The 25180-nt window shown below is 71.9% G+C and carries 26 protein-coding genes; 8 read left to right on the top strand and 18 right to left on the bottom strand.

All coding sequences use genetic code 11. The annotated features are described in order from the left end of the window. Window position 1: 1 nt before the first annotated feature. Window positions 2-829, bottom strand: a complete 828-nt coding sequence (locus tag ACTFTM_RS03625; protein WP_449564443.1) for an ABC transporter permease — start codon at window positions 827-829, stop codon at window positions 2-4. A gap of 72 nt (window positions 830-901) precedes the next feature. Next, on the bottom strand, window positions 902-2272 hold the full coding sequence (locus tag ACTFTM_RS03620) for an L-serine ammonia-lyase (RefSeq protein ID WP_449564442.1): 1371 nt from the start codon (window positions 2270-2272) through the stop codon (window positions 902-904). 645 nt (window positions 2273-2917) lie between these two features. Here ACTFTM_RS03620 and ACTFTM_RS03615 point away from each other — a divergent pair. Beyond that, the gene (locus ACTFTM_RS03615; protein ID WP_355049178.1) at window positions 2918-3127 is read left to right on the top strand and encodes a PspC domain-containing protein; all 210 of its coding nucleotides are present in this window, start codon (window positions 2918-2920) and stop codon (window positions 3125-3127) included. Between the two features lie 393 nt (window positions 3128-3520). On the opposite strand, the gene ACTFTM_RS03610 is transcribed toward ACTFTM_RS03615, so the two are convergent. The 7 genes from ACTFTM_RS03610 to pdxH form a co-directional block, all read right to left on the bottom strand. After that, window positions 3521-4321, bottom strand: a complete 801-nt coding sequence (locus ACTFTM_RS03610; protein ID WP_449564441.1) for a DUF4230 domain-containing protein — start codon at window positions 4319-4321, stop codon at window positions 3521-3523. A gap of 99 nt (window positions 4322-4420) precedes the next feature. After that, window positions 4421-5581 (bottom strand): acyl-CoA dehydrogenase family protein, encoded by a 1161-nt coding sequence (locus ACTFTM_RS03605; RefSeq protein ID WP_449564440.1) that lies wholly within the window; start codon window positions 5579-5581, stop codon window positions 4421-4423. Between the two features lie 64 nt (window positions 5582-5645). Continuing rightward, window positions 5646-5951 (bottom strand): type II toxin-antitoxin system VapB family antitoxin, encoded by a 306-nt coding sequence (locus ACTFTM_RS03600; protein ID WP_007454850.1) that lies wholly within the window; start codon window positions 5949-5951, stop codon window positions 5646-5648. A gap of 187 nt (window positions 5952-6138) precedes the next feature. Further along, entirely contained in the window at window positions 6139-6741 is a 603-nt protein-coding gene (locus ACTFTM_RS03595) for a nitroreductase family protein (protein ID WP_449564439.1), read from the bottom strand. After that, window positions 6741-7670 (bottom strand): aldose 1-epimerase family protein, encoded by a 930-nt coding sequence (locus tag ACTFTM_RS03590; protein WP_449564438.1) that lies wholly within the window; start codon window positions 7668-7670, stop codon window positions 6741-6743. Before ACTFTM_RS03590 ends, ACTFTM_RS03595 begins: the two co-directional genes overlap by 1 nt. Window positions 7671-7688: 18 nt before the next feature. Further along, window positions 7689-8987, bottom strand: coding sequence for an MFS transporter (locus ACTFTM_RS03585; protein ID WP_449564437.1), 1299 nt, complete (start codon window positions 8985-8987; stop codon window positions 7689-7691). After that, window positions 8984-9613 carry a pyridoxamine 5'-phosphate oxidase gene (gene pdxH, locus ACTFTM_RS03580; RefSeq protein ID WP_449566530.1) on the bottom strand — a complete coding sequence of 210 codons (630 nt, stop codon included), beginning with the start codon at window positions 9611-9613 and terminating at the stop codon, window positions 8984-8986. Before pdxH ends, ACTFTM_RS03585 begins: the two co-directional genes overlap by 4 nt. A 280-nt stretch (window positions 9614-9893) precedes the next feature. Between pdxH and ACTFTM_RS03575 the strand changes: the two genes are divergently transcribed. The 3 genes from ACTFTM_RS03575 (at window position 9894) to sepH (ending at window position 13624) form a co-directional block, all read left to right on the top strand. Further along, entirely contained in the window at window positions 9894-11000 is a 1107-nt protein-coding gene (locus ACTFTM_RS03575; protein WP_145786027.1) for a citrate synthase 2, read from the top strand. 228 nt (window positions 11001-11228) lie between these two features. Next, a complete protein-coding gene (gene serC, locus ACTFTM_RS03570) occupies window positions 11229-12356 on the top strand; it encodes a phosphoserine transaminase (protein ID WP_449564436.1) in 1128 nt (375 codons plus the stop codon). Between the two features lie 185 nt (window positions 12357-12541). Continuing rightward, on the top strand, window positions 12542-13624 hold the full coding sequence (gene sepH, locus ACTFTM_RS03565; protein ID WP_449564435.1) for a septation protein SepH: 1083 nt from the start codon (window positions 12542-12544) through the stop codon (window positions 13622-13624). 95 nt (window positions 13625-13719) lie between these two features. Here sepH and thpR read toward each other — a convergent pair whose 3' ends face one another. The 5 genes from thpR to ACTFTM_RS03540 form a co-directional block, all read right to left on the bottom strand. Then, window positions 13720-14301: an RNA 2',3'-cyclic phosphodiesterase gene (thpR, locus tag ACTFTM_RS03560; RefSeq protein ID WP_449564434.1), complete on the bottom strand. Its 582-nt coding sequence runs from the start codon at window positions 14299-14301 to the stop codon at window positions 13720-13722. 13 nt (window positions 14302-14314) lie between these two features. Then, window positions 14315-14824, bottom strand: coding sequence for a hypothetical protein (locus tag ACTFTM_RS03555; RefSeq protein WP_449564433.1), 510 nt, complete (start codon window positions 14822-14824; stop codon window positions 14315-14317). Between the two features lie 122 nt (window positions 14825-14946). Then, on the bottom strand, window positions 14947-16230 hold the full coding sequence (locus ACTFTM_RS03550; RefSeq protein ID WP_449564432.1) for an MFS transporter: 1284 nt from the start codon (window positions 16228-16230) through the stop codon (window positions 14947-14949). Window positions 16231-16303: 73 nt separating this feature from the next. Further along, on the bottom strand, window positions 16304-16753 hold the full coding sequence (locus ACTFTM_RS03545) for a MarR family winged helix-turn-helix transcriptional regulator (protein ID WP_396800347.1): 450 nt from the start codon (window positions 16751-16753) through the stop codon (window positions 16304-16306). 117 nt (window positions 16754-16870) lie between these two features. Then, window positions 16871-18349: an NCS2 family permease gene (locus tag ACTFTM_RS03540; protein WP_449564431.1), complete on the bottom strand. Its 1479-nt coding sequence runs from the start codon at window positions 18347-18349 to the stop codon at window positions 16871-16873. A gap of 88 nt (window positions 18350-18437) precedes the next feature. On the opposite strand from ACTFTM_RS03540, the gene ACTFTM_RS03535 reads away from it, so the two are divergent. After that, entirely contained in the window at window positions 18438-18683 is a 246-nt protein-coding gene (locus ACTFTM_RS03535; RefSeq protein ID WP_433536734.1) for a DUF2530 domain-containing protein, read from the top strand. A 30-nt stretch (window positions 18684-18713) separates the two neighbouring features. Here ACTFTM_RS03535 and ACTFTM_RS03530 read toward each other — a convergent pair whose 3' ends face one another. Further along, the gene (locus tag ACTFTM_RS03530; RefSeq protein ID WP_449564430.1) at window positions 18714-19553 is read right to left on the bottom strand and encodes a DUF3027 domain-containing protein; all 840 of its coding nucleotides are present in this window, start codon (window positions 19551-19553) and stop codon (window positions 18714-18716) included. Window positions 19554-19642: 89 nt separating this feature from the next. Between ACTFTM_RS03530 and ACTFTM_RS03525 the strand changes: the two genes are divergently transcribed. Together ACTFTM_RS03525 and ACTFTM_RS03520 are read left to right on the top strand one after the other, a co-directional pair. After that, window positions 19643-21256 carry an MFS transporter gene (locus tag ACTFTM_RS03525; protein WP_449564429.1) on the top strand — a complete coding sequence of 538 codons (1614 nt, stop codon included), beginning with the start codon at window positions 19643-19645 and terminating at the stop codon, window positions 21254-21256. After that, window positions 21253-21903, top strand: coding sequence for a futalosine hydrolase (locus ACTFTM_RS03520; protein WP_449564428.1), 651 nt, complete (start codon window positions 21253-21255; stop codon window positions 21901-21903). Before ACTFTM_RS03525 ends, ACTFTM_RS03520 begins: the two co-directional genes overlap by 4 nt. 69 nt (window positions 21904-21972) lie before the next feature. On the opposite strand, the gene ACTFTM_RS03515 is transcribed toward ACTFTM_RS03520, so the two are convergent. Further along, window positions 21973-22854, bottom strand: a complete 882-nt coding sequence (locus ACTFTM_RS03515) for a helix-turn-helix domain-containing protein (RefSeq protein ID WP_449564427.1) — start codon at window positions 22852-22854, stop codon at window positions 21973-21975. A 463-nt stretch (window positions 22855-23317) separates the two neighbouring features. Between ACTFTM_RS03515 and ACTFTM_RS03510 the strand changes: the two genes are divergently transcribed. After that, window positions 23318-24166, top strand: a complete 849-nt coding sequence (locus ACTFTM_RS03510) for a 1,4-dihydroxy-6-naphthoate synthase (protein ID WP_449564426.1) — start codon at window positions 23318-23320, stop codon at window positions 24164-24166. Here the strand turns inward: ACTFTM_RS03510 and ACTFTM_RS03505 are convergent. After that, window positions 24127-24513 (bottom strand): cold-shock protein, encoded by a 387-nt coding sequence (locus ACTFTM_RS03505; protein ID WP_088986676.1) that lies wholly within the window; start codon window positions 24511-24513, stop codon window positions 24127-24129. The two genes, ACTFTM_RS03510 and ACTFTM_RS03505, sit on opposite strands and share 40 nt — an antisense overlap. Window positions 24514-24540: 27 nt before the next feature. Next, complete coding sequence (locus ACTFTM_RS03500) at window positions 24541-25164, bottom strand: HAD family hydrolase (RefSeq protein WP_449564425.1); 624 nt, start codon at window positions 25162-25164, stop codon at window positions 24541-24543. Between the last annotated feature and the right edge of the window lie 16 nt (window positions 25165-25180).

Genomic DNA, 25180 nt, shown 5'->3' with positions numbered 1-25180 from the left:
GTCACAGCTCCTTGAGCACGGCGGGCTCCAACCGGCGGAACGACCACCAGCCGGCGGCCAGCACCAGCAGGCTGCCGACGATCGTCGTGGCGAGCAGCCGGGCGTCCGGGAACTCGTCCGGGTACCAGATCGCGTGGTGCAGCTGGAAGATCCCGACCAGCGGGTTCAGCTCGTACACCACCTTCAGCCAGTGCGGCAGGCCGGACTCCCGGACCAGGCTGAGCGGATAGATGATCGGCGTGGCGTAGAAAAGCACCCGGATGATCAGCCGCATCAGCCGTTCCACGTCGCGCATCAGCACGTTCCACGCCGACAGCAGCAGGGCGAGCCCGATCAACAGGACGGCCTGCACGGCCACCGCCAGCGGCAGGGCGAGCAGCGACCAGCCGAGGTGGATCCGTCCGTGCGCCGCGTAGATCACCGCGATGGCGACCAGGATCGGCAGGCCGGCCGCGTACTCGGCGAACCGCCCGCTGACCCGTCCGATCGGGAAGACCTGTCGGGGCACGTTCATCGTGGTGATCAGCCGGGACTGACCGGTCAACGCGTTCGTCGCCTCGCTCAACGCCGAGCTGGTCCACATCCAGGCGAAGATGCCGGTGATCAGGAACAGCGGGTACGACCCGGCCGCCTCGCCGAGGTGCCGGCCGGTGTCGCGGGAGTAGAGCACGCCGAAGACGAACCAGTAGATCGCGCCCATGCCGAGCGGCTCGATCAGCGACCAGAAGTAGCCCAGCACCGACTGCTGGTACTTGACCGCCAGGTCCCGTCTCACCAGGATGCGCAGCGAGTTGCGGTGCGACCACAGGGCCGCGACGCCAGAGGTCACCGCCGCCTCCCGCCTCCTGCAAACGGACGCCAGGTTAGCAGTCGGTGAACGAATGCCCTGAATCGACCGGCTTCAGCACTCGATCACGTTGACGGCCAGACCGCCACGCGCCGTCTCCTTGTACTTGACCTTCATGTCGGCGCCCGTCTCCCGCATGGTCTTGATGACCTTGTCCAGCGAGACCGCGTGCACACCGTCGCCGCGCAGCGCCAGCCGGGCGGCCGTGATCGCCTTGATGCTAGCCACGGCGTTGCGCTCGATGCAGGGGATCTGCACCAGGCCACCCACCGGGTCACAGGTCAGCCCGAGGTTGTGCTCCATCCCGATCTCCGCCGCGTTCTCCACCTGCTCGGGGGTGCCGCCGAGCGCCTCGGCCAGCCCCGCCGCCGCCATCGAACACGCCGAACCGACCTCACCCTGGCAGCCGACCTCGGCCCCGGAGATCGACGCGTTCTCCTTGAACAGCACCCCGATCGCTCCGGCCGCCAGCAGGAACCGCACCACCCCGTCCTCGTCGGCGCCCTCGACGAACCGGCTGTAGTAGTGCAGCACCGCCGGGATGATTCCCGCCGCGCCGTTCGTCGGCGCGGTCACCACCCGACCCCCGGCCGCGTTCTCCTCGTTCACCGCCAGCGCGAACAGCGTCACCCAGTCCATCGCGTGCAGCGGGTCGGCCGTCCCGGCGTCCGCCTCCAGGCCGCGCCGCAGCTCCGCCGCGCGCCGCCGGACCTTCAAACCCCCCGGGAGTACGCCGTCCCGCTCGCAACCACGCTGCACGCACTCCCGCATCACCCGCCAGATCTCCAGCAGGCCCGCCCGGATCTCCGCCTCGCTGCGCCACGACCGCTCGTTGGCCAGCATCACCTCGCTGATCGACAGCCCGGTGGAGGTGGTGACGTCGAGAAGCTGCGCACCGGTCAGGAACGGGTACCGCACCCGCGTCGTGTCCGGCTTGATCTTGTCCGCGCCCGCCGCCGCCTCATCCACCACGAAACCGCCACCGACGGAGTAATAGGTGCGAGCCCTGATCTGCTCGCCGGCCGCGTCGAAGGCCGCGAAAGTCATCCCGTTCGGGTGGTACGGCAGCGACCGGCGGCGGTGCAGCGTCAGATCCCGATCCGGGTCGAAGTCGATCTCGTGCGCGTCGAGCAGGCTGATCCGCCGCTCGGCACGGATGCGCTCGACGCGAGGACCCACGGTGTCCGTGTCGACCGTCTCCGGGGACTCGCCAGCCAGCCCCAGTAGCACCGCCGGCCCGCTGCCGTGCCCGTGCCCGGTGGCGCCCAACGACCCGAACAGCTCCGCCTGCACCCGCGCGGTGTCGGCGAGCAGTCCGTCGGCCTTGAGCCCGGCCACGAACGTCCTAGCGGCCCGCATCGGCCCCACGGTGTGCGAGCTGGACGGCCCGATGCCGACGCTGAAGAGGTCGAAAACACTGATCATGGCTGCGCTTCCTCGGCGTTCCCCCGTCGTACGGGTTCCGCCCGGTCGTGGCCACCGGTCGGCGGCCCCGCTCGTGGCCGCCCGGTCGGGTGGCCGCCGGTCACCCGGGGTGTGGGTGCCCGACCTGTCAGCCTACCTGCCCTGCTCACCCCTTACCCGAGCACCACAGCCCGGCCACCGGACCGCCGGCCGCCTCTCCTGTGTGCGGGCCGCCCGCATGATCGCGTCCGCGCGCGTGAGCGCCCGGCCCGCATGATCGCGCCCGCCCACATGATCGCGCTCGAACCTTGTTGTAGTGGCCTTGGACGCGGCCGGAAGCCACTACATCCAGGATCGAGCACGACCTTGGCGCGGGGCGCGGGGCGCTTGGCGCGGGGCGCGGGGGGCGGGGGGCGGGGCGCGGGCGGGGGGCGCTTGGCGCGGAGTGTGGGTGTGGAGCGCGGGCGGGGCGGGGCGGGGGGCGCTTGGCGCGGAGTGTGAGTGTGGAGCGCGGGCGGGGCGCGGGGGCGTCGAGCGAGGACCGCACGGGTAAGTACCTACGGGTCCACGGGTCGCCGATCCTCCTCGGGACCGAGGGCGGGGCGGCCGCCCCTTTCTACCGTGGATTGCAGACGCGGCGCACCGCCGCAGAGTGGGAGTACGACGATGAGTCGCAAACTGGTTCGGCCCCGCCAGGGGCGCATGCTCGCCGGTGTCTGCGCCGGTCTCGGTCAGCGGTTCGGCATGTCCGCCGGGATGGTCCGGCTGCTGTTCCTGCTGTCGCTGCTGCTGCCCGGCACGCAGGTGGTCGTCTACCTGATCCTCTGGATCCTCATGCCCAACGAGGACCGCTACCTGGCCTCGACCGGCCACTGACCCACCACCTGACCCGGCGTTGGCCAGCCGTAGTCAGTCACAACTTCGGGGATCCTGCTGCTTCCCGACCGTCGGAGGCAGCAGGATCCCCGAACTTGCGCAGATCTTGCCAGCACATCGCTCGCCCGGCCCTTGATCCACTCCACATCGCCGATGTGGCGCTTTCTGGGGGCGGTGATACCCCGAGATCGGCGATGTGGAGTGGACCATCCCGTTCGACGGCGCGGCAGACCGGGCAGCGGAGGCGGGCGAGGCAGCGACGGCCCGGCAGACCGGGCAGCGAGGGCGGACGGGCGACGGCCCGGCGGACGGGGCAGCGCCCGCCTCGATCGTCGTCGGGGCGGGCGCTGCGTACGACCGAAGCGCCGGGGCGCTGCGACCGAAGCGCCGAGGTCAGGGGGCCGTGTACGTGACCGTCACCTGCTGGTAGCCCAGCGAGCGCAGCAGCCCCTCCAGCATCTTGCGGGTGTTGGCCTCGGCGCGGGCGGAGAGCCCGCTGTCCCGGGCGGCGGCGGTGATCCGCTCCTCGGCCAGCTGGTAGATCTGCTGCTGCCGGTTGGGGTCGTTGCCGACCAGGTCACCGAGCCTGTTGAGCAGGCCGCGCTGCTCGGCGAAGACGTAGCTCTTCTCCATGTCGAGGTTGGTCTCCCCGAGCTGCGGGGCGGGCAACTTGATCTCGACGGACTTGCCGTCGGCGGACTGCACGATGGCGCCCTCACCGATCTTGGTGAAGTCGACGTATGCCTCGACGCTGCCGGCCCCGACGAACAGCGTGCGCTCGTTGAGCAGGAAGTCCGGGACGTTGCGCCGATCGTTCTGGGTGTCGACCACGACCTGGAAGTTGCCTTCGGCCGCCACGTAGCGGCTCAGATCCTGGATCGACTTCAGCAGCGGCGGCTGACTGCGGTCGGTCTGCTCCTTGGCGAACGGGTTACGGAAATCCGGCAGGAAGCCGGTCGCCTGCACGCCGAGCAGCACCACCACGGCCAGCGCGGCGGCGCCGAGCAGCAGGAGCAGCCCGCGGGCCGCACCCCCGCCCCCACCCCCGCCGGTGCCGGGACCATCGGTGCCGGGACCATCGGTGCCGCCCGGAGTCGGGTCGGGTGTCGCGGCCGAGCGCTCCCTGAGGTCGTCGCCGGTCGGGTAACCGGGGAACTCCCTCGTGGGCTCGTTGATGTCAGCGTCGCGAGCCATCACACTCACCGTCCTCGTCAGACACGTCGTCTGTCAATGACGGTACGGCCCCCGTACGACAGCCGCGCGGCGAGCGGCCGGAATGCGTAAACGGGCAGGTCAGGCGAAGGCGGAGAGCCCGGTGAGCCGCTGGCCGACGATCAGCTGGTGGATCTCCGAGGTGCCCTCGTACGTCAGGACGCTCTCCAGGTTGTTCGCGTGCCGCAGTACCGGGTACTCGCCGGAGACGCCGTTGGCGCCGAGGATGGTGCGGCACTGCCGGGCGATGGCCAGGGCCTCCCGCACGTTGTTCAGCTTGCCCACGCTCACCTGGTCGGGGCGGAGCCGGCCGGCGTCGGCGAGCCGGCCGAGGTGCAGCGCGAGCAGTTGCGCCTTGACCAGCTCGACGGCCATGTCGGCGAGCTTGGCCTGGGTGATCTGGAAGCCGGCGATCGGCCGACCGAACTGGGTGCGCGTGGTGGCGTACGCCAGGGTGGTTTCCAGGCAGTCGCGCGCCACGCCGACGGCGCCCCAGACGATGCCGTGCCGGGCCTCGGTCAGGCAGCTCAGCGGGGCCTTGAGCCCGACGGCCTCGGGCAGTTGGGCGTCGGCCGGAAGCCGGACGTCGTCGAGCACGATCTCACCGGTCAGCGACGCGCGCAGCGACATCTTGCGGCGAATCTCGCGCGCCGTGACGCCGGGCGTGTCCATGGGTACGGCGAAACCGCGCACCCCGTCGTCGGTACGCGCCCAGATCACGGCCACGTCGGCGATCGGAGCGTTGGTGATCCACATCTTGCCGCCGGTGAGCACCCAGTCGTCGCCGTCGCGGCGGGCGCGGGTGGCCATGGACGCCGGGTCGGAGCCGTGGTCGGACTCGGTGAGGCCGAAGCAGCCGATCGCCTCGCCGGTGGCCATCCGGGGCAGCCAGCGCTGCTTCTGCTCCTCGCTGCCGTAGCGCCAGATGGCGTACATCGCCAGCGAGCCCTGCACCGAGACCAGCGAGCGGACACCGGAGTCGCCGGCCTCCAACTCCTGGCAGGCCAGCCCGTAGGCGACGGCGGACGCGCCCGCGCAGCCGTACCCGCTCAGGTGCATGCCGAGCAGGCCGAGCTTGCCGAACTCCCGGGCCAGCTCGCGGGCCGGCACGCGGCCCTCCTCGTACCAGTCGGCGACGTGCGGGCGGACCCGGTCGTCGACGAGCCGGCGGACGACATCGCGGATCTGCCGCTCCTCCTCGGTGAGCGACGGATCCAGGTCGAGCAGATCGAGGGCAGTCATGCCGTCACCTTAGTGAAGCCTCAGCCTGCGCCGCTCACTCGATGACCCCCGCTCATGCGGCCGCTCACTCGATCGGCTCGGAGAGCACCAGCACCCGGGCGTGGATCTGGTTGCGCTGTTGCAGCGCGGCGCGCAGCGCGCGGTGCAGCCCGTCCTCCAGGTAGAGGCCCCCGTTCCACTGCACGACGTGCGGGAAGAGGTCGCCGTAGAAGGTCGAATCCTCGGCGAGGAGCTTGTCGAGCGCCAACTCGCGCTTGGTGGTGATCAACTGATCCAGGCGCAGCGGACGGGGCGGAATCTCCGCCCACTGCTTGAGCGTCAGATTGTGCTCCGGGTAGGGACGCCCGTCCCGGACCGCTCTGAAGATCACGACGGCACGCTCCCCTCCCCGTGACCGGGCCGACCGGCGGCGCCGAGCCGGGCCGCGGCGGGCACCGCGCGGCGCGGCACCGATGACCGTGCCAGCCTAGCGGCCCGACGCACGCGGCGTTCTGCTCCCTGATGCCAGTTTCGCTATCGCTCGTCCGATCCTCAACCCGACGAACGGGACGTCGCGCTCAGCTCCACCGGCCGCGCCGCACCACTTCGTCCACTCCACGGCGGCCACGACGCAACGATGGTGACCGATGGTCCGGTGCTCGGTAACCGATTGTGACGGCACCGATGGGCTGGTACTCCTCCGGCACACCGAAGCTTTCCCGGTACGCGGCCAACCGCTGGGGCGGGATGCCGAAGAAACACGCCCCCAACCCCTCGTCCACGGCGGTGAGCAGCATGAGCAGCGCGGCGAAGCCTGTGTCGACGTACCAGTAGGGCACCGGCCAGCGGTCTCCCGACCGGTCGGTCCAGCCCTTGTCGGGCTCCGCGTACCGCGTCAGGTAGGCCGACTCGTTGGCGTGCGGCACCACGATGAGCGGCGCGCGGCGCATCCCCGCCAGCCAGCGCTCCCGTCCTCCACCGTCCGGCGTGGTGGCCGCCCAGAACCGCTCCCGGTCGGCCGGCTCCTCCAACACCAGGAAACCCCAGCCCTGGGCGAAGCCGGCCGACGGGGCGCGTACGGCGTGGTCGAGCAGCCGGTCCACCACGTCGGGCGGGACCTGACGGTCCGGGTCGTAGTTGCGGACCATCCGGCGACGGCGGACGACCTCGGCGAACTCCATCAGGCCCCGGGACGGATGCCCCAGGCACCCCGCCAGGTCGTGCCGGGCTTGAGCGCGAGCACGTCCCTGCCCGACCGGAACGCGTCCGGCGGGCAGGTCATCGGCTCGATCGCCACCGACCGGCGGTGCCGCTCGCCGGTGAGCGCGTCACCGGTGAAGACCTGCCACCAGCCGAACTCGGCGTCCGCCCAGATGGTCACCCCGGACGAGGAGTCCGGCGCCGCCAGGCTCACCGAGGAGCCGCCGTCGGCGTCGCGGATGACCTCGCCGAAGCACAGGTCCAGCTCGGCGTCGCCGATCCGACGCGGGCTGGTCCAGTCGTACTCGGTGCCGGCCACCGGCGTCGCGCCGACCGGGAGCAGCCGGCCGTCCACCATGATCCGGGTACGCGTCGGCAGCCGCATGACCAGGTCGTCCACGGCGACACCCGGCAGCTGCAGGTACGGGTGCACGGAGAAGCCGAACGGGGCCACCTCGGCGCCGACGTTCGTCACCTCGTGCTCGGCCCGCAGACCGTCCGCGCTGACGCTCCACCGGCTGACCAGCCGCAGCGGCCACTCGTAGCCAGGCTGCGGCGGCAGGTCGTAGCCGAGGGTCACCGCGTCCGTGGACTGCTCCAACAGCCGCCACGGCACCCAGTTGACCAGCCCGTGGATGGCGACGTGCCGCTCCGGCTCGGTCAGCGCGAGCTGGTGCGTGCGGTCGCCGTACGCGTAGCGCCCGTCCCGGATCCGGTTCGGCCAGGGGGCGAGCACCTGTCCGGCGCAGCCGGGGCAGACCTCGTCGACGCCGTACCCGTCGAGCAGGTCGACGCCGTCGTGCCGGTACGTCCGCAGCCCGCCGCCCACCTCGACGATGACGGCCTCGTGGCCCGCGGCGGCGATGGTCCACTGCGCGCCGGAGAAGGGGCGCTGGTCGGGGCTTTCCATGCCGGCGACCCTAACCGGTCACGGCCGGTCGCCGCTCGACGCCGTCGTGGCGCGGTAGCGCAGCAGCGCCGGGAAGGCGACCGCGAGCACCACCACGAGCACGGCCGAGGCGAGTCCGCCGGCGACCCAGGCGACCCCGCCGCCGAACCCGGCCGCCATGGTGCCGGCCCGCAGGTCGCCGAGGCGTGGCCCACCGGCCACCACCACCGTGTTGACGCCCTGGAGTCGTCCACGCATCCGGTCGGGCGCGTACACCAGCAGCATGGACTGGCGCAGGACGGCGCTGACCAGGTCGGCGGCGCCGGCCACGGCGAGCAGCAGGACCATCAGCCAGAGCTGCTGGGCCAACCCGGCGGCGGCGATCGCGAGGCCCCAGCCGACCACCGCGACGACCAGGCCGACGCCCTGCCGCCGCAGCCGACCGATCCAGCCGGAGGTCAGCCCGCCGATCATCGAGCCGATCGCGATGGCGCTGTAGAGCAGGCCGACCGTGCCGCCCCCGCCGAACCGCTCGTTGGCGATCTCCGGGAACAGGGCCCTCGGCATGGCCAGGATCATCGCGATCAGGTCCACGCCGAACGAGAGCAGCAGGACGGGCGTGGTGGCCAGGTACCGGAAGCCGTCGATGACGCTGGCCAGGCCGGCACGGCGGACCTGACCGTCGGCGGTCGGTTCGGGCGGCAGCGCCGGCAGGCGCAGCGCCGCCCAGAGCATCGCGGTGAACAGCACCGCGTCCAGCCCGTACGCGATCGGCAGCACCACCCGCGTGTCCGACGAGGCGGCGAGGATGAGGCCGGCGGCGAGCGGTCCGGCGACCGACGCGGCGGTGAAGGTCGTGTAGTTGAGGGTGCTGGCGGCGGGGACGAGGTCGTCCGGAACCAGCCGGGGCAGCATGGCGCTGCGGGCCGGCGAGGTGATCGCGAACGCCACCGACTGCACGGCCATCAACACCAGCAGCAGCACCGGGCTGCCCACGTCCAGCAGCGCCTGGACCAGCAGTCCGAGGGTGGATGCCCAGAGCAACAATGAGCCGCCGAGCAGCACGGCACGGCGGTCGCGGGCGTCGGCGACCGCGCCACCCCAGAGCCCGAAGATCAGCAGGGGTACGAACGCGGCCACACCCAGCAGACCGACCCAGAACGAGTCCCGGGTGAGGGCGTACATCTCGACCGGGACCGCGACGGCGGTGAACTGGAAGCCGAACATCGCCACGGTGTTGCCGAGCCACAACCGCCGGTACGCCGGTACGCGCAGCGGGCGGACGTCGATCGCCCAGCGGCGCGCTCCGCGCTGCCGGGCCTCCTGCACACCGGTCACGGCGCCAGCCGCTCGACGATCCAGTCGCCCTCGTCGACGCGACGAAAGCGCAGGCGGTCGTGCAGCCGACCGGACCGGCCCTGCCAGAACTCCACCGAGTCCGGCCGGACGCGCAGGCCGCCCCAGTGCGGTGGAGGCGGGATGGTGCTCGCGTCGGCGTACCGCTCGGCCACCTCCCGGTAGCTCTCCTCCAACGTCGCCCGGTCCGGCACCACCGACGACTGCGGGCTGGCCCACGCGCCCACCTGCGAGCCGCGCGGCCGGCTGGCGAAGTACGACTCGGTCACCGCCGGATCGACCGGGGCGATCGACCCGGAGACCACCACCTGCCGCTGCATCGGAAACCACGGAAAGACCAGGCTGGCGTACGGGTTGCCGGCCGCCTCGACACCCTTGCGGGACAGGTGGTTGGTGAAGAAGACGAAGCCGTCCGGGTCGTACCCCTTGAGCAGCACCGTCCGCCCACTCGGCCGGCCGGTGGCGTCGGCCGTGCCCACCACCATGGCGTTGGGCTCGGGTAGCCCGTGGGCCACCGCGTCGGCGAACCACCTGTCGAACTGGGTGTGCCAGTCGGCGGCCAGGTCGGCCTCGGTCAGGCCCAGGTCCGCGGCGTACTCGTTACGCATCGCGGCCGGGCCAGGTGTGTTGCCCGTCACTTTTCTACTCCTCTTCGGCGCTCCGGCCGGCGCTCTTCCACGCTGGCCAGCCCGCTTCGCCCAGTCTCACCGACCGACGCGGAGAATGCGCGCCCTCAGATGTCGCGTGCAGCACAGTCGCACTGGGTCGCGTATTCCGTTACACAGCAGGCAAGATGTTCCGAACACATCCCTGAGGGTCGCCTAAGGCGCTCGGCCGACCGGGCCGGATCAGCTGATCGGGCGTACCGACCAGATCCAGGAGAGCGACATGGCCGACTTCAAACCCGGTCTGGAGGGCGTCGTCGCCTTCGAGACTGAGATCGCCGAACCCGACCGCGAGGGTGGCGCGCTGCGCTATCGCGGGGTCGACATCGAGGATCTTATCGGCCAGGTCTCGTTCGGCAACGTCTGGGCGCTGCTCGTCGACGGCCGGTTCGGGCCGGGCCTGCCGCCGGCGGAGCCGTTCCCGGTGCCGGTGCACTCCGGCGACATCCGGGTCGACGTGCAGTCGGCGGTCGCCATGCTGGCCCCCTACTGGGGTCTCAACCAGCTACTGGACATCTCCGACGAGCAGGCCCGCGAGGACCTGGCCCGGGTGTCGGTGACCGCGCTGTCCTTCGTCGCCCAGTCCGCCCGCGGTCTCGGCCTGCCGGCGGTGCCGCAGAAGGAGATCGACAAGGCGCAGACCATCGTCGAGCGGTTCATGAAGCGCTGGCGCGGCGAGCCGGACCCGCGGCACGTCAAGGCCGTCGACGCGTACTTCATCTCGGCCGCCGAGCACGGCCTGAACGCCTCGACCTTCACCGCGCGCATCGTCGCCTCCACCGGCGCGGACGCGGCGGCCTGCATCTCGTCGGGCATCGGCGCCCTCTCCGGCCCGCTGCACGGTGGCGCGCCCTCGCGCGTGCTCAGCATGCTGGAGGCGGTGGAGCGCAGCGGCGACGCCGAGGGGTACGTCAAGGGTGTCCTCGACCGCGGTGAGCGGCTGATGGGCTTCGGTCACCGCGTCTACCGTGCCGAGGACCCGCGCGCCCGCGTGCTCCGGCGCACCGCCAAGGAGCTGGGCGCGCCGCGCTTCGAGATCGCCGAGGCCCTGGAGAAGGCGGCCCTCGCGGAGCTTCAGGCCCGCCGTCCGGACCGGGTGCTCGCCACGAACGTCGAGTTCTGGTCGGCCGTGGTGCTGGACTTCGCCGAGGTGCCGGCGCACATGTTCACGTCGATGTTCACCTGCGCGCGGATGGGCGGCTGGAGCGCGCACATCCTGGAGCAGAAGCGCCTTCAGCGGCTGGTCCGGCCGTCCGCCCGCTACGTGGGGCCGGAAACCCGCAAGCCGTCCGACGTCGAGGGCTGGGGCGCCATCCCGCACGGCGTCTGAGCTGCTCATCGGGGCCCCGGTCCGACGTACGACGTCGGGCCGGGGCCCCTGTGCGTGGTGGCCCGCCGGGGGACGGCGGTGTGGCGGCCCGCCCGGGCAGGGCGGTGTGGCGAAGGACTCAGACCGCCCGTCGGGACCCCGGCCGTCGCCGCCAGCCCCGGGTGCGAGGATGAGGGCCGGCAGTGTCGCCGGGCCCGCCCTCGCCCTTGCGGAAGGATCTTCAGAACCGTGGCTGACGCACCGATCATCCGGATTCCCGACGAGATCAAGCCCGCCGACGGCCGTTTCGGCTGCGGCCCGTCCAAGGTCCGTCCGGCGGCCGTGTCCGCGCTCGCCGAGGTGGCGACCAGCTACCTGGGTACGTCGCACCGGCAGAAGACGGTCCGCGACCAGGTGGCCCGGCTGCGCTCCGGCATCGCCGAGTTCTTCTCGCTGCCCGAGGGCTACGAGGTCGTGATCGGCAACGGCGGCACCACCGCGTTCTGGGAGGTCGCCACCTTCGGCCTGGTCCGTGACCGGGCCCAGTTCGCCAGCTTCGGCGAGTTCGGCGCCAAGTTCGCCAAGTCGATCAAGGACGCCCCGTTCCTGGGCGAGCCGACGGTCCGCAAGGCCGACGCGGGCAGCGCCCCGAGCCTGGTCGCCGAGGCCGGCGTGGACGTGTACGCGACCCCGCAGAACGAGACCTCGACCGGCGTGGCCGTGCCGATCAGCCGGGTGGCCGGCGCGGACGAGGGTTCGCTGCTCCTGGTCGACGCCACCTCCGGCGCGGGTGGCCTCGAGGTCAACGTCGGCGAGACCGACGTCTACTACTTCGCGCCGCAGAAGTGCTTCGGCTCCGACGGCGGCCTCTGGCTGGCCCTGATGTCGCCGGCCGCGCTGGACCGGGCCGCCGAGATCAAGGCGTCCGGCCGTTACATCCCGGCCTTCCTGGACCTGGTGACCGCGATCGACAACTCGCGGCTGGAGCAGACGTACAACACGCCGGCGCTGGCCACCATCTTCCTGGCCGCCGAGCAGACCGACTGGATGAACGCGCAGGGCGGCCTTGCGTGGGCGGCGAAGCGCACGGCGGAGAGCGCCGCCACGGTGTACGGCTGGGCCGAGCGGTCCACGGTGGCCACCCCGTTCGTCACCGACCCGGCGCTGCGGTCCAACGTGGTCGCCACCATCGACTTCGCCGACGGGGTGGACGCCACCGCGATCGCCAAGGCGCTGCGCGCGAACGGCATCGTCGACACCGAGCCGTACCGAAAGCTCGGCCGCAACCAGCTGCGGGTGGCGCTGTTCCCGGCCGTCGAGCCGGCCGACGTCGAGGCGCTGACCGCGTCCATTGACTACGTGGTCGAGCGCCTCTGAAGTTCGTCACGGTGGGTGTCCGTCGAAGCCTCGATGGACACCCACCGTGATCGTTGCCGCAGCTCAGTCACGACATGCGGGGTGTCGCTTCCCCCACCCTGAGACAGATGCGCGTACGGTGGTCCGAGACGCCTGGGTGGCCGACTCGTGGCGTGCGGCCAGCGAAGCGGGACGGAGGCAACGTTATGCGCCCAGTACGCTTCGTCGCCCTCTCCGAGGACGGCCATGCTCTGGTTCTCGCCGACGAGGTCGGGCGGCTGCTCGCCCTCCCTATCGACGAGCGGATCGCCGGCGCGCTGCACGCGGAGCCCGGCGCACCGCCGCTCGCGGTGGCGCCGACCGCCGCCGATCCCGTCCCGTCCCTGTCTCCTCGGGACATCCAGGCCCGCATCCGTTCCGGTGAGTCGGCCGAGGACGTCGCCCGGATCGCCGGCGTGCCGGTCGACCGGGTCCTGCGCTACGCCGGGCCGGTGTTGCAGGAGCGGGCCATGCTCGCCCAGCACGCCCGCCGCACCCGGCTCAAGGGCGCGGAGAAGCCCACCCCGCTGGCCGAGGTGGTCAACGGTCGACTGAGCCAGCACGGCATCGACACCGAGAAGATTTCCTGGGACGCGTACCGGCGCGACGACGGCACCTGGCGGATCATCGCCACCTGGCCGTCGGGCAAGGCCACCGCCCAGGCCATCTGGGATCTCGACAAGACCCGGCAGGCGGTCACCCCGCACGACGACATGGCGCAGTACCTGTGCGCCGAGCGGCCCACGCCCATCCTCGGCCAGGAGCCGGCGCCGGAGCGGAGCGGCCACGGCCTGCCCGGTCCGTCGCGTGGTGAGCCGAGCCGTGGCGGGCACGGGCTGCCGGCGGCGTCCGAGCACCCGCGCCCGGGCCGCGACCCGATCCGGGCCGGCCGGGATGCTCTGCTCGCCTCGCTGGACCGTCCACTCGGGGCCTCGTCGGGTCGCGGGCTCGAACCGCGTACCCCTGCTGCTCTTGCCGGGCCGGACGCGCCCCGGCAGCGGCCGGTCGGCGGCGGCGCTGCGGCGCTGCTCGGCGGTGGGCAGGGGTCGGCCTTCGACGACGACTCGGACGCGCCCAAGGAGGTCCCGGCCGTGCCGTCGCTGGCGGTGCTGCGGCCCCGGCGGACGGGTACGGCCGCGGCGGCAGCCGGTGGCGAGACCGCCGAGGCCGGCGGCAAGCCGCGCAAGCGCCTGCCGAGCTGGGACGACGTGCTCTTCGGTAGCGGTCCGGCCGCCCGCGAGTCCTCCTGACGCAGGCACTGCTTGATCGACTCGGGTTCTCGGAAACCGCGCTGTCGGCGCGTGTCGGACACCCCCGCATTCCGGAACCCGAGTCGATCGACGGGTCAGAGCGGCCAGGCGGCGAGCCGCTCGTGACGCGGGCGTCCCGACCCGAGGTGGCTACGCATCAGCAGCAGCTCGGTCGCCGGCCACTCCGGTCCCTGATACTCGTCAAGCACAACCCGGTCGGCCTCGACATCAGCCTCGTCCACGCGGTCACCGGGCCGGGCCACGGTCAGGTGCGGCCGGAAGGGCTTGTCGTCGTACGGCAAACCGGCCACGCGCAGGCGCTCTCGCACGAGCCGGGTCAGGCCGTGCAGCGCCGCGACATCGCCCTGGGCGTCCACCCAGAGCACCGTGCGTCGACCGTCGCCGAACATGCCACCGCCGCCGAGACGCAGCCGGGGCGGGCCGTCGAGGCCGTCGCCGAACGAGTCGGCGGCGAGCCCGAGCGCACTCTCCACGTCGACCAGCCGCGCGGCCTCGACGTCACCGAGGAACGCCAGGGTGAGGTGCAGATCCGCCGGATCGACGAGCCGTACCCGGGCACCGGCGGCGGCCGCCGCGGCGAGCCGCAGCCGCGCGATCTGCGCGCCGAGGTGGCCGACCGCCTCGACGGGCGGACAGACCGCCACGAAGAGCCGCACGTCGACGAGCCGTTCAGCGGTGCCGTTGCCGGTGTCCGGCTCGGGCAGCCGGCAGGGCCAGGCCGGCGGCGTGCAGCACGCCCTCGACGCGTACCCGCTCGATCTCCTGGTCGACGCCGGTCAGCTCGGCCAGGTGCTCGGTGATGCCGAGGGCACGGCAGGCCAGCCGGAGCCGGTCGTCGTACGCCTGGACCACCGCGCCGTGCCAGACCATCGGCCGGCCGATGCCGCCGAGTCGCTGACCGCCGAGGCGGCGCAGGTCGGCGGCGAGCTGTTCCAGGGGACGACGGTCGGCGCGGTCGAACTCGCTGAGGTCGATGTCGCGGGTCAGCGCGTCGGCTTCGACGGCCCGGTCGAGGCGGGCGATCGTACGTCGCTCCCGCCGACGCTCACGCCACTCGGCCCAGCCGCAGACCACCCGGTCGAGAATCTCGTCGTAGCAGAAGAGCAGGGCGAACACCGCCGGGATGCTGGCCACGGCGAGGAACGCCAGGGCTAGCATCAGCGCGCGTCCGACTCCCACATATCGACGCTAAGCCCCGTCGTGCCGCCTCGCCAGCGATTTGGCCGCATCCGCGCTATCCGTCGATCGGGACTCGCCCTCGGGCCCCCGAGCCGGGTCGGCGGGGGCCCCGAGCGTACGGGTCAGCAGTCGGTGGAGGTGACGTAGAAGCGGGGCATGGGCAGCACGCGGAAGCGCAGTCGCGCACCGGAGCGGCGCAGTTGCCAGGTGAGCGCGATCAACGCGGTGGCCAGCGAGATCAGCCCGCCCATCCAGATGCTCGCGCCGGCGCCGAAGCGCTCGGCCACCCAGCCGATCAGCGGCGCGCCGACCGGGTTGGTACCCAGGAACACCAGCACCCACAGGGCCATCACCCGTCCCCGGAACGCGGCGTCCACGCCGAGCTGGACACGCTGGTTCGCGGCCTGGGCGAAGAAGACCATGAAGAAGCCCGTGGGCACCAGCAGCGCCACGACCAGCCAGTACGTCGACGCGAAGCCGACCAGAGTGCCGAAGCTGGCACAGCCGATCGCGGCGCCGAGCACCAGCCACACCGACGGGCGGCTCCGCCGGCCGGTACCGCTGAGCGCGCCGCCCAACGCGCCGACGGCGAGAGCGGTGCTGAACAGGCCGAAGGAGGCGGCACCGGTGTTGAACACCGTCTTGGCCAGCGCGGCCAGGGTGAGCTGGAAGTTGAACAGCGACATGCCGATCACCGACATCACCGCCATCGGCAGCAGCAGGTCCGGCCGCCGCCACACGTACCGCAGCCCGTCGACGACCTTGGCGGACGCCCGCTCGTCGCGGGGTGGGAGCGCGTCGCGCTGTAGGTCGGCGGTCCGCATCCGTACGACGTTGACCAGCGGCGCGATGGAGCTGACGGCGGTGAACAGGAAGACCGGCCCCACGTCGAAGGCGGCGATCGCCAGACCGGCGACTGCCGGACCGACGATCCGGGCGGAGTTGAACACGGCGGCGTTCAGCGACAGCGCGTTGGGCAGCAGCGGGGTGCCGACCAGCTCGGAGACGAACGCCTGGCGGACCGGCGTCTCCACGGCGTTGGCCGTGCCGAGCAGCGCGGCGAAGGCGAAGACGTGCCAGAGCTGTACCAGGTCGGTGAGGACCAGCAGCGACATGACGAGCGCCAGCACGCTCCAGAAGGCGTTGGCGGCGAACAGCAGGAACCGCTTGTCGTACCGGTCGGCGAGGCGGCCGGAGAAGAGGGTGAGCAGCAGCACCGGCGTGAACTGACAGGCGGTGACCACGCCGAGCGCGGTGGCCGAGTTGTCGGAGAGCTCGAGGACGAGCCAGTCCTGGGCGATGAACATCATCCAGACGCCGATCAGTTTGATCAGTTGCCCGGATGCGAAAAGGCGGTAGTTGCGGACCTGTAGGGACTGGAACATCGTGCTCAGCTTCGCCTGCACTCTCGGTGCGCCTCCTCAAGGACGTACGCGTCATCGACAGGTGACGGCACGGCCCGGTGGCGCGGGCGCGGGCTCAGGCGCGAGCGAGCTGCTGGAGAATCTCGGCGGCCCTGTGCAGGGTCTCCCGTTGGTCCTCGTCGAGCGCGGCCAGCCGGTGGGCCAGCCATTCGTCGCGGGCCCGCTCGAACTGGTCGAGCACGGCCTGCCCTCCTTCGGTCGCCGCGAGGATGACCTGTCGGCCGTCGGTCGGGTGGGGGGTCCGCCGCACGAGGCCACGGTCCTCCAACTTCGCGACGATCTTGGTCATCGTCGGTGGCTGCACCCGTTCGATCTCGGCCAGTTCCCGGGGTGTCATCCCGCCCGCCAGCCGCAGGCTGGTGAGCGCGGAGACCTGGGTGACCGTGAGGTCGCCGACCGGCCGGGCCCGTCGGACCCGCCGGTTGAGTCGGGTGATCGCATCTCGCAACTGGGGAGCCAGCTGCGCCGGTGGCACGCGTTCCGCCGTCACCGTCCGCTCCGTCACGTTAGTTAGCTTAACTAATGAGCCTGGCTAACGACATCCGTTATGACCAGGCTCACGAGGATGTTTGTGCTGTTCCGGGCGGGGAATCACCCTCGACCCCCGCCCGGACGACGCCTGTCAGAGCACCAGCGACTCGATGGGCCCGCGCAGGAAGTACAGCACGAAGAGGGCGGCCACCCCGTACAGCAGCGGGTGGATCTCCCGGGCCTTACCGCGGGCCAGCTTGACCACCACGAAGGTGATCAGACCGGCGCCGATCCCATTCGAGATCGAGTAGGTGAACGGCATCAGCACGATGGTGAGGAACGCGGGGATGGCGATCTCGTAGTCCGACCAGTCGATCGTCCGTACCGCGGTCATCATCAGGAAACCGACCACCACCAGCGCCGTCGATGCCGCCTCGAACGGCACGATCACCACCAGCGGCGCCAGGAACATCGCCAGCAGGAAGAGGGCGCCGGTGACCAGGTTGGCCACGCCGGTCCGGGCACCCTCCGCGACACCGGCAGCACTCTCGATGTACGACGTGTTGCTCGACGTGCTGGCCGCACCGCCGGCCGCCGCCGCGATCGAGTCGACGAGCAGGATCTCCTTGGCCTTCGGCGGGGTGCCCTTCTCGTCGAGCAGGCCACCCTCCTGGCCGACCGCCACCATCGTGCCCATCGTGTCGAAGAAGTCCGTGATGAGCAGCGTGAAGATGAACATCAGGACGACGACCCAGCCGGCCCGGCCCCACGAGTCGAGCACGTTGAACTTGCCGAGCAGCGACAGGTCCGGCACGTCGACGACCGTCTTGGGCAGCTCCGGCACGTTCAGTGCCCAGCCCTTCGGGTTGGGCTTGCCGTCGACGAACGACGGGCCGATGTTGCCGATCGCCTCCACGATCACCGCCAGCACGGTGGACGCGAGGATGCCGATCAGGATCGCGCCCCGCACCCGACGGACCACCAGTACCAGCGTGAGCAGCAGGCCCACCACGAAGACCAGCAGCGGCCAGCTCACCAGCTTGCCGCCGACGCCCAGGCCGACCGGGACGGTGGTGTTGGCGGCGTCCGGGAGCCGCCGGACGAAGCCGGCGTCCACCAGGCCGATAATGGTCAGGAAGAGGCCGATGCCGACGCCGATCGCCGTCTTCATCTGCGTGGGCACCGACCGGAACACCGCGGTACGCAGTCCGGTCAGCACCAGCACCGCGATGATCACACCTTCGATCACCACGAGGCCCATCGCGTCGGCCCAGGTCATCTCGGGAGCGATCTCGTACGCCACCAGGGCGTTGACGCCCAGACCGGCGGCGAGCGCCAACGGGAACCGGCCCACGACGCCCATCAGGATGGTCATCAGGCCGGCGACCAGCGCGGTCGCGGCGGCCAGTGCCGGAATCGGGAGCGTCTTGTTGTCACCGTCGACGGCGCCGCCGAGGATCAGCGGGTTGAGCACGACGATGTACGCCATCGTGAAGAAGGTCGCCAGGCCACCTCGTACCTCACGGCTCACCGTCGAGCCACGGGCGGAGATCTCGAAGAACCGGTCGAAGCCGTTACGCGGTTGGGCGGGATTGGGAGGTGTGTCGTTCCCGGGCGGCGCTACTGCCATGAGGACCTCACAGGTGATCTTCCGGTTGTCGCGCGCATCGTCCCAGATCGCTGGCGGGCAGGGGAAGTGGATCGCGTACGCTGGCCCAATGCCGAACGACCAGCCACCGCGCCCCGCGCCGCTGGACCCGCCGATGGTGCCGTTCGCCGTCGCCGGTCTGATCGCGTGGGCGGTCGTCGGACTGGTGCTGCTGGTGTTCTTCCGGGGCTGGCTCACCGAGCACCACCACGAGAACTGGCTCTGGACCTGCCTGGCCGGCTTCCTGTGGGGCTTCCCCGGCCTCGCCGTCATGCTGCGTCACGACGCCAACCGACGTCGTCGCCGGGCGAGCTGAGCACACCGGCGCGCCGCCGGTACGAACCCCTCAGGGGTGCCCGTACGGCTCCGCCGGCTCCCCCGCCTCGACCGAACCCGGCGCACGGCTGACCGACATGGCCTCCACCGCGCTGTCGTCGTACACCGTCGGAAGGTCCTCGACCGCGGTCTCGGCGGCCTCGATCAGCGTCTCGGAGTGCGCGCCGCAGCCATGGTCGGCGCTGACCACCCGGCCGTCATCGGGTGCGTAGAAGTTGCCGCACGCGCCGAACGCCTGCCGCATCGCCCCGGCCAACGGGAGGTAGAAGCCGCAGGTGCCGCAGCGGGCGGCGGCCGGGGCGGCGGTGGAGATGGCCGCGTCCGGGCCGTGGTCACCGTCGTACCAGCGCTGCGCCGCGTCGGCCCGACCCTCCCGGGAGAGCACCCGGGCCCGACCGAGACCCAACTCCCAGGCCGTCTCCTCGACCGCCGGATCGTCGGAGAGCAGGTAGCCGGGGGCCAGCCGCTCGTCTTCCGGAGCGGTCGGCAGCAGGTCACCCGGGCCGAGGTCGCCGGGCTTGAGCCGCTCCTGCCAGGGCAGCCAGCCGGGCGCGAGCAGCGCGTCCGGGCCGGGCAGCAGCACCGTCTCGCAGATGGTCACCGTACGGCTGCGCGGGACGCGGGTGACGGTGACCGCCCACCGCCATCCGCGGTAGCCGGCGAGGCGGCACTCGAAGTAGTGGGTGACCAGCCGTTCACCCTCGGCCACGACCTGGAGGTGGTCGCCGACGTCGTCGGCGTCCACCTCGGTGATGCCAGCGCGGGCCACCTCGACGGCGGCGGCGCAGACCTGGTCGAGACGGGCGGCACGGGTGGAGGCGGGCCTGGTCACCTCACCATTGTTCCCCATGCTCCCCGCAGGGGTGACAGGGACTCCCGGGGAACCTTTCGCCGCGACTGATGCGGCACACCTGCGTCGGATGGGCGAGGATGGTGCACATGCCGCCGTACTCCCACTCCGGGCGATCCCTCCTCGGGCGGACCGTCGGCACCGGCATTCGGGCCATCCGTCTGCTCCTGCGTGGTTCGGTGGGCAGCGGCCGCTGGGTGACCCGCCGGGCCGGTCATGCCCGGGCGCGGGGCGCGGGCGGTGAGGTCGGCATGGTCCGGCTGTTCGATCTGCACGCCGTCTCCTGTGCCGGCGACACTCTGATCGCCATCGGCCTGGCCGGGACGATCTTCTTCAACGTGCCTCTGGGTGAGGCCCGCAGCAAGGTCGCGCTGTACCTGCTGGTGACGATGGTCCCGTTCGCGATGCTCGCACCCGTGGTGGGGCCGCTGCTGGACCACTTCCGGCACGGTCGGCGGTACGCGCTGGCCGCCACCATGCTCGGCCGGGCGTTCCTGGCCTGGCTGATCTCCGACTACATCCACGGCTTCGGGCTCTATCCGGCCGCGTTCGGTGTGCTCGCGCTGTCGCGCGCCTACGGCGTGGCCCGCTCGGCGGCGGTACCCCGGCTGTTGCCGGAGGGGCTGGGGCTCTCCCAGGTGGGTGCCCGGGCCAGCGTGTACGGCACGGTGGCGGGAGCGTTGGTGGCCCCGATCGGGTTGGCCGCCTTCTGGTTCGGGCCGCAGTGGCCGCTGCGCGTCGCGTCGGTGATCTTCCTGATCGGCATGGTGATCTCGCTGCGGCTGCCTCCGAAGGCGGACTCGGAGCCACCCGAGCGCGTCCCCCGCGCGCTGCGCGCCCTGGGCCGCCGCCAGGACCGACCGCTGGGCCGGGGCCGACCTGCCGGACGGCTGGTGATCGCCACCCTGATCGGCGCCGCGACCCTGCGTGCCGTGTACGGCTTCCTGCTGCTCTTCCTCGCCTTCGCCATCAAGAAGGGCGACCTGACCACCGGGGTGTTCGGGCGGGACCTGGGCGCCGAGTGGGCGCTGGGGTTGGTCGGCGGCGCCCTGGCCGTCGGCAGCTTCCTGGCGACCGCCGTCGGCACCCGCTTGCGCATCCATCGGCCGACCGCCATCCAGTCCAGCAGCATGATCATCGTGGCGGGGGTGGCGGTGCTCGCCGTCATCCAGTTCTCGCTGCTGATGGTGGCCCTGCTCTGCCTGGTCACCGCGCTGGTCAGCGGAGTGGCCAAACTCGCCGTGGACGCCTCGATCCAGGAGCGCATCCCGGAGCGGCTGCGGGCCAGCTCCTTCGCGCACTCCGAAACGGTGCTCATGCTCGCCTTCGTCGCCGGCGGCGGACTCGGGCTGGTGCCGTTCGCCGGCCGGACCGGCATCGCGGTCGCCGCCGGGGTCGGCATCGTGGCCGCCGTACGCGGTGTGCTGGTCGCTGCCCGTCTGCGCAACGAGAAGCTGGTCGGCCGACCGCTGGGTGACGACGAGCTGACCGAGGACGAGCCGACGGTGGAGCCCGAGAACGTCGAGCGGGAAAACATCGCGCCCACCTCGCCGGCGCCCCCTCAGGCCACATCGCAGCGGCACGACGAGGCGGGACTCGCGCCACCGGGCTACCACATCTACCGACCCTCGTCGTCGGTCGGCGGCCCGGGTGGGGGCGCGGACGATGAAACCCGCCGCGAGTCCCCCGGCTCGCTCTCGTGACCGGTCTGCTGGTGGTGACCGCGGTTCCGGCCGAGGCGGACGCGGTCCGCGCCGGACTGACCGCCGAGGCCGTCACGATCGCCCCGGTCGGGGTGGGCCCGGCCGTCGCGGGGGCCGCCACCGCACGTCTGCTGGCTCTGGCCGAGGCGGCCGGTCGCCCGTACCGTGGGGTGGTCAGCGCCGGCGTGGCCGGCGGCTTCACCGGACGCGCGGCCGTCGGCGACACCGTGCTCGGCACCGCGAGCATCGCCGCCGACCTGGGTGCCGACTCACCGGACGGCTTCATCGGCATCGAGGAGTTGGGCATGCCGCCCGCGCTGCTCGGCGGAGGCAGCGTCGTCCCGGCGGACCCCACCTTGCTGGCCTCGCTGCGGGCCGCCCTGCCCGCCGCCACGATCGGCCCGGTGCTCACGGTCAGCACCGTCACCGGCACCGCGGCCGGCACCGACGAACTGCGCCGGCGGCACCCGGAGGCGGTGGCCGAGGCCATGGAGGGGTACGGGGTGGCCGTCGCCGCCGCACAGGCCGCAGTGCCCTTCGTGGAGCTGCGCACCATCTCCAACCCCATCGGTCCGCGCGACCGTGACGCGTGGCGACTGCGCGAAGCGCTCACCGCCCTGACGAAGGCGGCTACGGCGCTGCGCTGACCCCCCGGCGCTGCGCTGACCCGGCGCTGCGCTTGCCCGCGCTGCGACGCTGCGCCTTCTCGTGCGACGTCAGCCGGCGGATCTTCGCTGGGGACTCAGACGGAGTGCGAACGGCCGGCGGGCCTCGACCTCGAAACCGCACGCGAGCAGCAGATCAATGCCAAAGCCCTCCGCCACCGCGACAGCGTCGTCGATCCCCACGGCCCGCATATCGTTGACCAGCGCCATCACCAGGCGACGCCCGAGCCCCAACCGCCGATGTCGTGCCTCGACGAGGACACCGTCGAGCACCACCTCCCGCTTCGGCATGCCGGGGTACCGCTGTCCGTACTCGAGATGCGGGCTCCGCTCGTGAGCGCGCAGCTCACCGACCAGCGCGCCATCGGGAAGCTCTGCCACGTACCGCCAGCAGGTGGCTGGCACATCGCCGCCGACGACCCGGCGTAGCCGGACCGTCCGTTGAACCTCCGCGCCCCACCGACGGTTGTCGCGGTAACGCCGGTTCAGCTCGTAGGCGGCCGGTGGCAGTGGTAGTGGATACCGTTTCGGCGGCAACCGGTACCACTCCGCCCACCAGGCGCCGGGCCAGTCCCGGGGCTCGTACACCGGCCACACGTCCAGATGTGCCGGGTACCGACGTCCCGCCTCGTCCCGCATGTCGTCGTGTGGCACCGACGCCGGTTCGCTGACATCCCCCGCCGGTGTGCCCAGGACCACCTGTCCACCCGCCGCCTTGACGAGACGCTCCACCGTCCGGAATCGGGGGTCGGTCGCCCTCCCGGACTCGATCCGCGCGAGCGTCGGCTGGGGTACTCCCGATCTCGCGGCGAGCTGCCGCTGACTGAGATCGGCCTGACGGCGCAGGGCTCGTAGGGCACGACCCAGATTCGTCGCTCCGCAGGCTTCGTCGGCGTCGGCGTCGGCTTCGGCGGGGTCACTCGCATCGGTCACAGGCCGATGGTCCCGAGTGCGCGGCGAGCTATCAACAGCCGGCCGGCGGCTGTGGACAACCCTGTGGAAAACCCTCCCGCGCGGTGGACGACGACCTCTGCACGGGCCCTTTGGAGCTGAATCGTCTGCGACATCAACACACACCCACCCCAGGTGTGGTTGCGAGATCCACTCAGGCGATTCGTTCACGACATCAGCTCCAAAGGATGCCCGAAGTAGGTGCCCGGTCGACCGGCCTGCCCCTCCGCCCACCGAAGCGGGCGTCGCCCCCGGACGACGGTTCGCCCAGCCAACAGCCGCCCAGCCAACGACTGCCCAGCCGACCACCGCCCCGCCGACCACCGCCCCACCGCCCCACCGCCCCACCGACCACCGTCCTGACGGTGACCGCCCGGGACGTCGCGGATCACAGTGCGAGGGTGGGCACAGGTCCCGGGGTGGACGCGGGGCTAACGTGAGGGGCGTGGCGCTCTCCCTGGCTATTTCGCCCTGCCCCAACGACACGTTCGTGTTCGACGCCCTGGTGCACGGGCGGGTGCCCGGCGCGCCGCCGGTCGAGGTGACGTACGCCGACGTGGACGTCACCAACACGGCGGCTGAGCGGGGCGCCTTCGACCTGGTGAAGGTGAGCTACGCGGCGCTGCCCTGGCTGCTCGACGACTACCACCTGCTGCCCTGCGGCGGCGCGCTCGGTCGCGGGTGCGGGCCGCTGGTGCTCACCCGGGGCGACCACGACGGCGACCCGGACCGCGCCGACCTGACCGGCGCCACGGTGGCGGTGCCGGGCGACCGGACAACGGCGTACCTGCTTTTCCGGCTCTGGTCGGCCGGACGGCCGCCGGCCCGGATCGAGGTGGTGCCGTTCCACGAGATCATGCCGGGCGTCGCAGCCGGCCGCTACGACGCGGGCCTGGTCATCCACGAGGCCCGGTTCACCTATTACCGGCACGGCCTGACCGCACTCGTCGACCTCGGCGAGTGGTGGGAGGCCGACACCGGCCTGCCCATTCCCCTCGGCGCGATCCTGGCCCGTCGCGGAGCGGTCGACCCGGAGGCCGCCGCCGGCTGGATCCGCGAGTCGGTCCGGCAGGCCTGGGCGGATCCGACCGTCAGCCGTGAGTACGTCCTCGCGCACGCCCAGGAGATGGAACTCGACGTGGTGGACCGGCACATCGGCCTCTACGTCAACGAGTTCACGGCCGACCTGGGCGAGGCCGGCTTCGCCGCGGTGACGGCGCTCCTCGACCGCGCCGCCACCGCCGGGCTGGTCCCTCAGACCTCCAGCTCGCGCGCGACCGCGTGGACCAGCTGAGCGATCTTCTGCGCGGTCTTCTTGTCCGGGTACCGGCCCCGGCGCAGGTCCGGCTGAACCTTCGCCTCCAGCACCTTGATCATGTCTTCGACGAGGCCGTGCAACTCCTCGGCCGGCCGGCGCCGCAGCTCCGCCATCGACGGCGGCGCGTCCAGCAGTTTCACGCCCATGGCCTGCGCGCCGCGACGACTGTCCACCACGCTGAAGTCGACCCGCTGACCACCCTTGAGGTCGGTGACGCCCGCCGGCAACGCGCCCTTGGGCAGGAACACGTCACCGCCCTCGTCGCTGGTGACGAAGCCGTATCCCTTGGCCGTGTCGTACCACTTCACTCGACCCGTAGGCACCTGAAAACCCCTGCTTCACTTGAGCCGCTACTGCTCCAAGGCTAGCTGGATCATGCCGTCCAGCGCCGCTGGGAATCCGGTGAGATCGTCCAGCACGACGCTCGCGCCCGCGTTGCGCAGCTCATCCGGGGAGCACGGGCCGGTCACCACGGCGATTCCGGGTACCCCGGCGACCCCCGCCGCCACCATGTCCGCGACATGATCGCCCACGTAGTGGGTCGCGCCGTACTCCCGCAGGGCGGTCGCCTTCTGCTCGGCGAAGAGGTCACCGGCCAGCTCGTCCACCACCAGGCCGAGATGGTCCAGGTGCAGCCGGGCCAGGCGGGCGATCTTCGAGGTGACGACCAGCACCCTTCCACCCCGGGCGCGGATCGCGTCGATGGCCTCCCGCGCGCCGGGCATCGGGACCGTCGGAGTGATCGCGTACGCCGGGTACAGCTCGCGGTAGAGCAGGACGGCCGATTCGACCTGCTCCGGCGGGAACCAGTGCGCGATCTCGGTGCGCAGCGGCGGGCCGAGGCGGGACACCGCCAGGTCGGCGTCCACCGGAACGCCCGTCCTCGCGGTCAGCGCCCGGTAGGCCGCGGCGATGCCGGGACGGGAGTCGACCAGGGTCATGTCGAGATCGAACCCGACGGTCAGTGCGGACATGCCCAGAAACGTACCC

The sequence above is a fragment of the Micromonospora sp. RB23 genome, from assembly GCF_053585025.1.
Note: the sequence above shows the minus strand (reverse complement) of the source record. Positions and strands in the feature narration are given on the sequence as shown.